This is a genomic window from Bacillus sp. FG16 (assembly GCF_057809515.1).
On record NZ_JBMDKC010000001.1, the window covers coordinates 152,135 to 163,879 of the forward strand.

The 11,745-nt window shown below is 35.6% G+C and carries 16 protein-coding genes; 13 read left to right on the plus strand and 3 right to left on the minus strand.

Going from position 1 to position 11,745, the window contains the following annotated elements:
• The first annotated feature begins 24 nt into the window (after positions 1–24).
• From ACODS7_RS00920 to ACODS7_RS00955, 8 genes are all read left to right on the plus strand, one after another.
• Positions 25–645, plus strand: coding sequence for a stage V sporulation protein AA (locus tag ACODS7_RS00920; protein WP_016080389.1), 621 nt, complete (start codon positions 25–27; stop codon positions 643–645).
• The gene (spoVAB, locus tag ACODS7_RS00925; RefSeq protein WP_000572936.1) at positions 638–1,054 is read left to right on the plus strand and encodes a stage V sporulation protein SpoVAB; all 417 of its coding nucleotides are present in this window, start codon (positions 638–640) and stop codon (positions 1,052–1,054) included. The genes ACODS7_RS00920 and spoVAB overlap by 8 nt, the downstream gene beginning before the upstream one ends.
• A gap of 14 nt (positions 1,055–1,068) precedes the next feature.
• On the plus strand, positions 1,069–1,527 hold the full coding sequence (gene spoVAC, locus ACODS7_RS00930) for a stage V sporulation protein AC (protein WP_016080390.1): 459 nt from the start codon (positions 1,069–1,071) through the stop codon (positions 1,525–1,527).
• A 12-nt stretch (positions 1,528–1,539) separates the two neighbouring features.
• The gene (gene spoVAD, locus ACODS7_RS00935) at positions 1,540–2,556 is read left to right on the plus strand and encodes a stage V sporulation protein AD (RefSeq protein ID WP_016080391.1); all 1,017 of its coding nucleotides are present in this window, start codon (positions 1,540–1,542) and stop codon (positions 2,554–2,556) included.
• A gap of 3 nt (positions 2,557–2,559) precedes the next feature.
• Positions 2,560–2,910, plus strand: coding sequence for a stage V sporulation protein AE (gene spoVAE, locus ACODS7_RS00940; RefSeq protein WP_000345907.1), 351 nt, complete (start codon positions 2,560–2,562; stop codon positions 2,908–2,910).
• A gap of 5 nt (positions 2,911–2,915) precedes the next feature.
• Complete coding sequence (gene spoVAEA / locus ACODS7_RS00945; protein WP_001254416.1) at positions 2,916–3,485, plus strand: stage V sporulation protein SpoVABEA; 570 nt, start codon at positions 2,916–2,918, stop codon at positions 3,483–3,485.
• Positions 3,472–4,944, plus strand: a complete 1,473-nt coding sequence (spoVAF, locus tag ACODS7_RS00950; RefSeq protein WP_016080393.1) for a spore germination protein SpoVAF — start codon at positions 3,472–3,474, stop codon at positions 4,942–4,944. The genes spoVAEA and spoVAF overlap by 14 nt, the downstream gene beginning before the upstream one ends.
• A gap of 99 nt (positions 4,945–5,043) precedes the next feature.
• Positions 5,044–5,847 carry a Cof-type HAD-IIB family hydrolase gene (locus tag ACODS7_RS00955; RefSeq protein ID WP_002101284.1) on the plus strand — a complete coding sequence of 268 codons (804 nt, stop codon included), beginning with the start codon at positions 5,044–5,046 and terminating at the stop codon, positions 5,845–5,847.
• Between the two features lie 31 nt (positions 5,848–5,878).
• On the opposite strand, the gene ACODS7_RS00960 is transcribed toward ACODS7_RS00955, so the two are convergent.
• Positions 5,879–6,745, minus strand: a complete 867-nt coding sequence (locus tag ACODS7_RS00960) for a DUF1002 domain-containing protein (protein WP_000850513.1) — start codon at positions 6,743–6,745, stop codon at positions 5,879–5,881.
• Positions 6,746–6,932: 187 nt separating this feature from the next.
• Here ACODS7_RS00960 and ACODS7_RS00965 point away from each other — a divergent pair, with 187 nt between their 5' ends.
• Positions 6,933–7,370 (plus strand): peptidylprolyl isomerase, encoded by a 438-nt coding sequence (locus ACODS7_RS00965; protein ID WP_016080395.1) that lies wholly within the window; start codon positions 6,933–6,935, stop codon positions 7,368–7,370.
• 458 nt (positions 7,371–7,828) lie between these two features.
• Positions 7,829–8,197: a GNAT family N-acetyltransferase RibT gene (ribT, locus tag ACODS7_RS00970; protein ID WP_016080396.1), complete on the plus strand. Its 369-nt coding sequence runs from the start codon at positions 7,829–7,831 to the stop codon at positions 8,195–8,197.
• A gap of 20 nt (positions 8,198–8,217) precedes the next feature.
• On the opposite strand, the gene ACODS7_RS00975 is transcribed toward ribT, so the two are convergent.
• Together ACODS7_RS00975 and ACODS7_RS00980 are read right to left on the minus strand one after the other, a co-directional pair.
• Positions 8,218–8,736 (minus strand): DUF309 domain-containing protein, encoded by a 519-nt coding sequence (locus tag ACODS7_RS00975; RefSeq protein ID WP_016080397.1) that lies wholly within the window; start codon positions 8,734–8,736, stop codon positions 8,218–8,220.
• 99 nt (positions 8,737–8,835) lie between these two features.
• A complete protein-coding gene (locus ACODS7_RS00980) occupies positions 8,836–8,931 on the minus strand; it encodes a YjcZ family sporulation protein (RefSeq protein ID WP_000510194.1) in 96 nt (31 codons plus the stop codon).
• Between the two features lie 169 nt (positions 8,932–9,100).
• Here ACODS7_RS00980 and ACODS7_RS00985 point away from each other — a divergent pair, with 169 nt between their 5' ends.
• The 3 genes from ACODS7_RS00985 (at position 9,101) to ACODS7_RS00995 (ending at position 11,556) form a co-directional block, all read left to right on the plus strand.
• Positions 9,101–9,844: a segregation/condensation protein A gene (locus ACODS7_RS00985; protein ID WP_016080398.1), complete on the plus strand. Its 744-nt coding sequence runs from the start codon at positions 9,101–9,103 to the stop codon at positions 9,842–9,844.
• 158 nt (positions 9,845–10,002) lie between these two features.
• Positions 10,003–10,575, plus strand: a complete 573-nt coding sequence (gene scpB, locus ACODS7_RS00990; RefSeq protein WP_000375171.1) for a segregation/condensation protein ScpB — start codon at positions 10,003–10,005, stop codon at positions 10,573–10,575.
• A 78-nt stretch (positions 10,576–10,653) separates the two neighbouring features.
• Entirely contained in the window at positions 10,654–11,556 is a 903-nt protein-coding gene (locus ACODS7_RS00995; RefSeq protein WP_243168064.1) for a ComEC/Rec2 family competence protein, read from the plus strand.
• Positions 11,557–11,745: the final 189 nt, after the last annotated feature.

An 11,745-nucleotide genomic window follows, 5' to 3' on the forward strand; every position in this document is an offset into this window, starting at 1 on the left:
GAAGAGTGAAGGGGTGAATGAAATTTGGAACAAACGATTTATATTAAAATGCGCAATCGTTTAAAAGTTTCTCCTACTTATGAAGTAAAGCTGGGCGATGTTGCTCAACTTGCCGGAGATTCTTCCGTAGTTGAGTTGTTACAAAATGAGATAGTTTACAAAATAACAGCGCATGATAAGACGCATGTTGTAATTGATGTCATGAAAGTAATCGAGATTATTCAACAGAAAGCATCTCATGTACAAATTAATTTACTTGGTTCTGGACAAACTCTTGTTGAAATTATATACGAAAAAAAGAAGGCGCATCCAGTTTTTTTCGGGCTTGTATGGCTGTTACTTTTCATTGGAGCGGCCCTTGCGATCATTTATTTCCATGAAGATGTAAGTATGCAACAAGTACATCAACGGTTATATTACATGATTACTGGAGAATTTAATGCACAGCCACTTTTATTTCAAATTCCTTATTCTGTAGGTCTTGGCTTAGGGATGGTTTTATTCTTTAATCATGTATTTCAAAAACGAATTAATGAAGAGCCGAGTCCGTTAGAAGTTGAGATGTTTCAATACCAACAGTCACTTGATCAGTATGTAATCGTTAATGAAAACAAGGATAATATGAAACAACTTGCCGATGATTGAGTCTGGATTTGTTATTTTAATTGGTTTAGCTGGAGGGATAGCGGTAGGTAGCGGATATGTCGCATTTTTAGCTGTACTTGGTATAATCCCCCGTTTAGCTCAATTAACTAGAAGTGGAAAGCATATTCAATATTTTGAGTGGGCAGTCATTGCAGGTACTTTAACAGGGGCTTGGTGCAGTTTGAAAAACATTACATTTCAAACGTCGCAATATTGGCTCGTTATATTAGGGATATTTTGTGGCACGTTCATTGGAATGCTTGCTGCGGCATTAACAGAGGTGTTAAATGTTCTACCTATTTTAGCGAAACGAGTAGGTGTAGAGGGGAAGATTATTGTTTTACTCGTTGCTCTTGTACTTGGGAAAGTAATAGGCTCGTTGTTTCACTGGATTTATTTCGTAAAGTAGGAGGCAGTATATAAATGACAAGTCAGAAATTGAAGGATGATTACATAAATAAAGTGAAGGAGTATCATCCAAAGCCAAACTATTTACTAAATTGTATCAAAGCATTTCTTGTAGGTGGACTCATTTGTACAGTTGGAGAAGTAATGATGAAATTTTATATACATTATTTTCACTTCAGTGAACAAGAGGCAGGAAACCCAACTGTTGCAACGCTTGTTTTATTATCCGCGATTTTAACAGGATGTGGTGTATATGATAAAATCGGTCAATTTGCTGGAGCAGGATCAGCGGTGCCGGTGACAGGATTTGCAAATTCTATGGCGAGCGCTGCCTTAGAACATAAGAGTGAAGGGATTGTTCTAGGGATTGCTACAAATATGTTTAAACTGGCAGGAAGTGTGATTGTATTTGGGGTTGTTGGTGCATATATCATTGGGTTAATAAGGTATACCTTTAAAATTTTTATGTCTTAAAGGAGGACTAGTATGAGGTTGACCGGAAAACAAACGTGGGTATTTCAAAATGATATATATGTGAATGCAACGGGTACTGCTGTCGGTCCTAAAGAAGCTGAGGGCCCTCTTGGAAAAGATTTTGATATTTCATATGACGACTTGCATTGTGGAGAGGAAAATTGGGAGCTCGCCGAACGAAGATTAATGTCAGACTCAATTCAACAAGCAGTGCAAAAAGGGAATATAAAAACATCGCAAATTGATTTCTTTTTAGCCGGAGATTTATTAAATCAGACAGTGACCGCAAATTATGTTGCGCGTAAGTGGGGCATTCCTTTTTTAGGAATGTTTAGCGCCTGTGCGACGTCTATGGAGACTTTAGCAGTTGGATCAGCTTTTATAGACGGTGGATTTGCAAATCGTGTCTTAGCTACAGTAAGTAGTCATAATGCAACGGCTGAAAGACAATTTCGTTATCCAACAGAGTACGGTGGGCAAAAACCAGGGACAGCAAATTCAACTGTGACTGGTGCAGGATCTATATTAATTAGCAATGAAAAAAGCACAATTAAAATTACGGCGGCTACAATCGGGAAAGTGCAAGATTTAGGAATCACAAATCCTTTGGATATGGGGGCAGCGATGGCTCCGGCAGCAGCTCATACAATTCAACAGCATTTTGAAGATTTAAGAAGAAGTGCCGATGACTATGATTTGATTGTTACGGGTGATTTATCAGCTGTTGGGACGCCGATTGCAAAACAACTTTTACTTGAGGAAGGTTACGATCTTGGACATATATACAATGATTGCGGATTAATGATTTATGAATCAAGTCAAGAAGAAGTGTTTGCAGGTGGTAGTGGTTGCGCTTGTTCAGCAGTTGTCACATATGGCCATTTATTACACGAGATGCAAAAAGGGAATTTACAACGAATTTTTGTCGTTGCCACTGGCGCATTATTAAGCCCGATAATGATGCAACAGAAAGAAACGATTCCAACAATTGCACATGGTGTCGTATTTGAGAGAGTTAAAGGAGAGTGAATTGTGGATTTTATATATGCATTTCTTGTAGGTGGAGCTATTTGTGTAATTGGGCAACTATTGTTAGATTTCGCAAAGTTAACACCAGCTCATTTAATGGCAACTTTTGTAGTCATCGGAGCAATTTTAGATGGATTTGGATTGTACGATAAACTAATAAAGTTTGCAGGTGCTGGAGCAACAGTCCCTATTACAAGTTTTGGACATTCACTATTGCACGGAGCAATGCATGCGGCAGAAAAACATGGATATTTAGGAATTGGTATTGGCATGTTTAGTTTAACGTCTGCGGGCATTTCCGCAGCGATATTGTTTTCATTTTTTATAGCACTTATATGTAAACCGAAAGGATAAATTAAATGAGACGAAGGGTTGTTTTGGTCACAGATGGAGATGAATATGCAAAGCGGACAATTGAGCTTTTAACGAAGGAATTTGGGGGAAGGTGTATTTCAGCATCACAAAGTAATCCAACCAAATTGACAGGGAAAAAAGTTGTTGAGCTTATTATGCAAACGCCATATGACCCTGTATTTGTCATGTTTGATGACAGTGGATTTATTGGAGAAGGATCTGGTGAAAAGGCTTTAAAATATGTAGCTACCCATAAACAAATTGATGTGCTCGGTATTTTAGCGGTAGCGTCTAATACGCATCATTGGGAATGGGCACGTGTAGATGTAAGTGTAGATCGGAACGGGAATTTAACCGAATACGGTGTTGATAAATTTGGACTTCCAGATGGTGAAATTGGCAGAATTAGCGGAGATACAATTTATTGTTTAGATGACTTGAATGTTCCTGTCATCGTTGGAGTAGGTGACATTGGTAAGATGTGTGGGAATGATGAATGGGAGAGGGGATCACCTATTACTAGAAAAGCGATTCAATTAATTTTGGAAAGGAGTGGTTTTTATGACGAAGCCTAAAAAAGTGGATATCCCTATATCAACTTTCATAAGTGACAATGAAAATTATTTAAAGCAGACAGTTGGACTAGGTGTTACATACGATGTTGGCATTCGTAAATTTCAAATTTTGAATAAAGAAATCGGTGTGTTATTTGTAAACGGACTTTGTGATACAAATTATATTATCCCTATTTTAGAAGAAGCTGTGGATACAAATGAGATAAGGGATGTAGAAGAAGATACAGTGAAGCTTTTAGAGAATCGTTTAATCCATCAACAAGTAAGTAAAGTGAAAACGATGGATGAGGTAATGCTCCAAGTATTATCAGGACTCATCGTGATATTTGTGGAAGGTGAAACGGAAGCGTTCGCGATCGATGTTCGTAGTTATCCAGGGCGAACACCGACAGAACCAGATACCGAAAAGGTAGTACGCGGTGCGAGGGATGGATTTGTTGAAAATATCGTTGTAAATACAGCGTTAATTCGTAGGAGAATTCGAGATCCACGACTTCGAAATGAAATGGTTCGAGTAGGAGATAGATCGCAAACGGATATTTGTATTACATACGTTCAAGATGTTGCAAATCCAGATTTAGTAAAGATTATAAAACAAGAATTAAATAACATTGAAGTAGATGGGATTACGATGGCGGATAAAACGGTAGAGGAATTTGTAGTGAAACAAGGTTACAATCCCTTCCCGCTTATTCGATACACAGAAAGACCAGATGTAGCAGCAAATCATCTACTAGAAGGACATGTGTTAGTACTCGTTGACACATCACCAAGTGCTATGATTACACCGACAACATATTTTCATCATTTACAGCATGCAGAAGAGTTTAGGCAAAATCCAGCTGTCGGTACATTTTTACGCTGGGTGCGCTTTTTAGGTGTTATATTCTCGTTATTTTTATTACCATTTTGGTTAGTGTTTGTATTTGATCCAACTCTTTTGCCAGCAAATCTTGCTTTTATTGGACCGACTAAGATGACGCATTTACCAATTTTATTACAGGTGTTAATGGCAGAGGTCGGACTTGAGTTTTTAAGGATGGCAGCCATTCATACTCCAACGCCGCTATCATCTGCAGCAGGATTGATTTCCGCTATATTAATTGGTCAAATTGCAATTGATGTAGGTTTGTTTGTGCCAGAAGTAATTTTGTATGTAGCGGTTTCGATGATCGGTGCATATGCAACACCGAGTTATGAATTAGGATTAGGGAATAAGGTTGGGAAATTGTTTGTTATTATTTTAACAGGTCTCTTCCATGAGATGGGATTTGTAATTGGTATGACGATATTAATTTTATTTTTAACGTCTATAAAAAGTTTACAAACACCTTATTTATGGCCGTTTTTACCATTTGATTGGGGCGCATTAACAAAAATTTTACTCCGTCCAACAATGTCTAGTTTAAAAGTACGACCAAGTATTGTAAGACCTCAAAATGTAAAAAGACAAAAATAAACGGGATTATACACCCGTTTATTTTTTTTTTAGTAAAAATTTATTGTTTTTTAACAAAAATCAAACATTTTTTGTGTACACTTAGAGTAGATATTGTGTATGGAAGGGGAAGAGGACATGATTAAATTATTTGTAAGTGATTTAGATGACACGCTCGTTTACGATGTGAATCATATGCAAAAAGAAGATGAGCGTGCGCTGTGTTGGTTAGCTGAGAAAGGGACGAATATTTGTTTTGCCTCTGGCCGCTTTACACACAGAATTGATGAAGTTGTAAAAAGGTTTTCATTCCCGTATTACACAACTGGCTTAAATGGAGCAACAATGTTACTTCCGGATGGGAATTTATTTCATGAATCGAGTTTTGAAAATACGGTTGCCCAGGAAATATATCGATATATACATAAAAAAGGACTAGCGGATATTGTTTGTGCAAATGAGCAGCGATATACAAAAAGGAAAAATGAGCATCACCATAATTTTGAAGCGTATATGGGCGTGCATATCGCTGAAATTGAAGCGTTAGAAGAAGAGTTTGGTAAGACTGTACACCCTGCAAAATTGTTTGTTTTTGGAGAAGAAGAGAAAATTGTGACGCTAGATCAAGAGCTACGAGATACGTTTCAAGGCGAAGCGGAAGTTTTTATATCAGGTAAACGCTATGTTGATATTATGCCAAGAGGCGTGAGTAAGGGGAGTGCTCTAAAGCGACTAATGGACCATTTGCAAATTGAAGCAAATGAAGTTGCTTGTATTGGAGATTCTTTCAATGATATTTCTATGTTTGAAGTAACCCCGCATTCATTTACTCTTCATCATGCCCATCCATATGTAAAGGAGAAAGCAAATCATATAGTGCGTTCGGTTGAAGAGGCTGTTATGAAATTACCGTTACTTGTATAAAAAAGAAGCCCGTCACTGGCGGGCTTCTTTTTTACTTGAATAAAGATTTAACAAAATCAATGATACTTGAGAAGAAATCTTTCACTTTATCTAGAAAACTTTGTCCTTCTTCAGATCCTAAAAAGGCAGAAACGTGTTCTTTTGCTTTGTTTAATTGACTACCAACTTGATTCCAATCGATATTAAGATTTTTCATTTTATCAAATAACGCTACTAAGTTATCTAACTGTTCATCTGTTAATGTAATGCCGAGTTGATCCGCAATTTTCTTTATTAATGAACGTAAATCTTCTGTTGTTTTTGGCTGTTCTTTTGCAATTTCTTCTTTAATTTTTGCAACAAGTTGAACTGCTTTTTCTTCACCAATTTTATCACCAAGCTGGGCTGTTTGTACCATTTCTTCATTCGCTACTTTTTTAACTTCTTCCGGAATTGGTTTATTGGAAGCTGTTTCATATGCTTTCATTAATCCAGTTAAAGCTGCAGTTCCTGAAACTTTAAAAGGTGCAGTAATTTGAATTTCTGCATCTTTTACACCTGCTGTAATCAAAGCGTTAGTGTACATTGCATCTGTTACCCAGTTAATGTTCTTTGATCGTACAATAAGACCAGATCCTGGTTTTGTGTATGTAATCATAGAAGAAGAAATTGCTCTCGTACCAATTTGTGCTTTTGGAACAATGCCTTCTAGAAATTTATGTTCTTCCGCATTAGATACAGTAATAATTGTAGCATCTTTCGGTGCTTTCATTTCTTTTAACAGATCTTGTTTTTGTTGTTCGGATAAGTTCTCTCCTAGTGTAACAATTGATTCTCCCTCGATGATGTCTGCAAATGAAGCTGTTGGCATCATAAATACCGTTACAGCTAATAGCAGAGCTAATAATTTCGTTTTCACGAAAAACCGCTCCCTTTCTCTTTCTAAAATTTTCGGGCAACAAAGTTATTATAGTATATATTTCTTATTTGTCACCTAGCTTTTTCCACATTTCAAAAAAGAAGTATCTAGATTGTCGGATTCTTTTTGTTTCTAGTCATGAATGTGGTAATATAGTGCTGAGATAGTTGAAAGGAGACATATACATATGAAAACTTTAGGATACATATTAATGGAAAACGGTGAAAAAATCGAATTGGAATTTTTCCCAGAAGAAGCGCCAAAAACAGTAGAAAACTTTAAAAAATTAGCAGAGCAAGGATTTTATGACGGTGTTACATTCCACCGTGTTATTCCTGGCTTCGTAAGCCAAGGTGGAGACCCAACAGGTACAGGTGCTGGTGGTCCAGGTTACTCTATTCCATGTGAAACTGATGGAAACCCTCATAGACACCTTGTAGGATCACTTTCTATGGCTCACGCTGGCCGTAACACAGGCGGTAGCCAATTCTTTGTTGTTCATGAGCCACAGCCACATTTAGATGGCGTTCATACTGTATTTGGTAAAGCAACAAGCGGTATTGAAACAGTATTAAAAATGCGTCAAGGCGATGTAATGAAAGAAGTTAAAGTTTGGGAAGAATAAGGTAAGGAAAAAGAGAGCTTTTGCTCTCTTTTTTATTTTTAATGAGATTGAGTACTTCTTCAACAGCATCATACAAGTAGTATTGTTGCTAAAATATATTGCTTGTGAGAACAAACCTTTAACAAATTACATAGAATACAATACATTATATGTTTCAACAAATATTTTTTGTTATATTAATTGTGCTAGAATTGTGCTGTTTTAGGGTAACTATTAATGAAGTGATGTTGAATGATATGTTTCTTTTCATTCCATATAAAATTTTATTTTTTTAACTCTATTTATTAAAGGAATAGTGCTGAAACATAGATTTGACTTTCTTCTTTTCGCTTTGTATGATTATCAAGTTGTTTTAGACTCTTCTCACTCTGTTGAAAATATTGTAAAATGAATGTGATATGAAAAGAGTGATTGAGGGGATTACTAGTTTGTAACTTTTGTAAGAAGGGATAAGGGTTATGTTAATTCGTTTTAAAAAAAGTTATGAAAAAATTGCAATGGGGCTTCTTTCGTTTATGCCAACTGAAAAAGATGTAAAAACATTACAATTGACAATGAAAGAATATGAAGCAAAAGATGATTGGCAATTGTATTTGTGGAAACAAAATGAAGATTTTGTTGGAATAATGGGGATTGTAAAAAAAGAGAATCAAGTATTAGAAATTCAGCATTTAAGTGTAAATCCGTCTCATCGTCATGTGGGGATTGGAACGAAGATGGTTCAAGAGTTAAAGAGTAAATTTCTTGAGTTTACAATTTGCGGAAATGAGCAAACAGCAAGTTTTTGCGAAAAATGTAAAGGGCTAGAACAAAATATACATTCGTGAGAGCAGGGATAAGTAGTTTATTATCTCTGCTTTCTTTTTTGTAATTGTTCGTTTCGTTCAGTAATGACCTCTGTGCGATCACGCAAAGTATGCTTGTGTATAATATATTCACCTGGGATAGCATTCAAGTCTTTCCAAGAGAGGTTTTGTTTTTGACATAACTCTATACACTGCTTCTCTAACGATGGATCTGATAAGGGTAAAAATAAAGGTACAAAACGTTCTTTTTTATGGATAGATTGCAATCTTTCATTGAGCAAGAAAAGAAGTTGTACTTGATTAATTCCTAAACGTTGTAAAGGCACACTGCTTTTTTCTAAAATTGTGATTGCGCTTTTCATCATTTTTGTGGAGCCATTCCAGTTAGCACGCCTTTGGTGGTACAAAGAAACTGCAATTTGAATGAGACCTACTAAGTAATGGTCACGATTTCCTCTTGGTTTTGTCTTCCAGTACTCTTCTAGTATTTCGTGGCATTCAAAATAGTCGTAATCTCCTTGGAAATGAATTAAAAATTGTATGTATTCGGTAGGATACATGTTTTCTCGCCCCTATCTAATGGTTATACATATAAGTGTATCATAGAAATATGAACAATAAACGACTAGGAGATTTCCCCCTAGCCGTTATTGTTCATATTAGCAGAAGCAAGCTGCTCCTACAATAATTAGTAAAATAAACAGTACAACAAGTAATGCGAACCCACCGCTAAAACCACAATCAACGTGACCCATAGTTTTTTGACCTCCTACATTGTTCTTACTACACTGTTATCATATGAAGTGGTGGGCATGATGACATAGGCATCGGTCTATTTTTAATTAAATTTCTTAAAAAGGTTGGATAGAACATGAGTATGCTCTATACTTATGTTGTTATAGAAAAAATGTGGTGGGATGCTTTGTGCAATATAATTTTAAAGTAGAGGCTTTTGAAGGGCCTTTAGATCTATTGTTACATTTAATACATCGTTATGAAATTGATATATATAATATTCCTGTAGCGGATATTACAGAGCAATATTTATCTTATGTGCATACGATGAAAGAACTTCAATTAGATGTTGCAAGTGAGTATTTAGTAATGGCCGCAACGTTATTACAAATTAAAAGTAAAATGTTGTTGCCGAAACATGAAGAAGATGTACTTGATAACGGTGATGATTTTATAGATGATCCTCGTCAAGAATTGATGGAGAGGTTAATTGAATATAAGAAATATAAGCAAGTTGCTACTGAGTTAAAAGAAAGAGAACAAGAAAGAGCACAGCTATATACACGTCCACCAATTGACTTTACATCGTTGCAACAAGAAGAAGAGACAAACTTGCCTCTTGATGTTACGTTATATGATATGCTAGCGGCATTTCAAAAATTAATGCGCCGTAAAAAGGCAAAGAAACCTGTAACAACACGTATTACTCGTCAAGAAATACCAATTGAACAGCGAATGACTGATATTTTAAAGCAGTTAAAAATAAAGGGTGGTCGCCAAAGTTTTTATGATTTGTTTGTTGATGATGAACGTGAAATAATGGTTGTAACATTTTTAGCAGTTCTGGAACTTATGAAAAATCAACAAATCATAATTGAGCAAGAACATAATTTTGATGAAATTTTCGTATCAAGCTCTAATAAATCTGCATAGAGCAAGTATGTGAAATTGGGATAGAAACACTTTATTTCATGCTATGTTTTAATGTATCGTTTGGAACAAGAGAGAAAATATTGAACCGAACGCATTGATTGTGATTCGGTTTTTTGATGTGTATTTTTATGGGAAAATAGAAGGAAGGAGCTCGTGAAATGGATAGGAAAGAACAAAAGTCAATTATTGAAGGCCTTTTATTTGTTTCTGGTGATGAAGGGATTTATCCAGAACAAATAGCGAAAGTTCTTGAAATTGAAATGAATGAAGTAATTAATATTTTAGAAGAAATGCAACAAGAATGTGAAGGTGCAAACCGTGGTTTGCAAATTGTACAGTATGCAAAAGTATATCGTTTTGCTACAAAGAAAGAACATGCTTCATATTATCAAAAATTGATAGATACACCAACAGCTGCTTCGCTCTCACAAGCTGCCCTCGAAACGTTAGCGATTGTTGCATATCGTCAACCAATCACAAGGACTGAAATGGAAGAGATTAGAGGAGTTAAAACCGATAAGGCGTTACAAACGTTGGTTTCACATTTACTTATAAAAGAAATGGGAAGAGCAGAAGGACCAGGGCGTCCTATTTTATACGGAACAACAAAAGAATTTTTGGACACATTTGGATTGAAAACATTAGATGATTTACCGCCGCTTTCTGAAGAGAATGAACAAATGAATGAAGCGGATTTATTCTTCGGTTCCTTACAAGAGATATCGAAATAAAAGCTTAGCATTTTGCTAAGCTTTTTTTGTATATCAATTATTTACAGTGCCATACTAAATGAAAAAAGGAGACGAGTTATGAGAGGTATGCGGATTATTCTATTATTAGTTTCTGTTTTATTATGTTTTTCTTTAAATAGCGCATCAGCTAAAAGGTATATGATGTCCATCCATACTACGTCTCCTTTACATATGCATCGGCAACATCTTAGTAAAATGAAAGTGAGCTTTTTAAAAGTGGGACAAGGTGATGCAACACTTATCATAATGCCAAACGGACAAACAATGTTAATTGATGGTGGACCTTATGAAGCAGGAGAGGTTATTATTCAGAAATTAATTGAGAAAGGGATTAATCATTTAGATGTAATTGTCAGTACGCATCCCGATATGGATCATATAGGGGGGTTAATTCCAATTGTAGAGCAAATGCCGGTAGCGCTTATATTAGATAGCGGAAAAACATATAGTTCTCTTACTTATCATACATATCGGAATAATATTAAAAAAAGAGGGATACCTTTCGTTTCAGTAAAGGAAGGGCAATATATACCGCTGGATCCACATGTTTCTATACAGGTATTAAACAATGGGAAATCAAAAGATGAAAATAATGAATCCTCAATTGTTTTAAAGGTACGATATGGAAAAGCGGATTTTTTATTAATGGGTGACGCGGATGTAAGGACAGAACATGAAATATTAAAACAATTTGATGTACATGCAGATGTTTTAAAAGTGGGGCATCACGGCTCGTATACTTCAACAAGTGAAACGTTTATAAAAAAAGTGGAGCCGCAGTTTGCTATTCTGTCTTACGGGAGTAGTAATCCGTATGGACATCCTCACCAAAGTGTAGTAAAACGCTTAAAAAGGCACGGTATAATGGTATATAGAACGAATAAACGTACAGTAGAAATAGAAACAGATGGTGAACATGTTATGTTAGAGTCTAGCGGGTTAATGCCATTGTTGAAGTGATTTCTATATTAGGGGTGGATACTGTCCCTTTTTGGAAAAATGAATAATATATATTATAATTATAAGGGACGTAAGAAATTTCCTTTTTCGTTGAATAAAAAGGAAATTTCATTAGAATGTATAGACAACTACTCGTGCATATATTAAGATGGAACTAGGCGAATAAGGTAATAATAACAAGTAGGTATT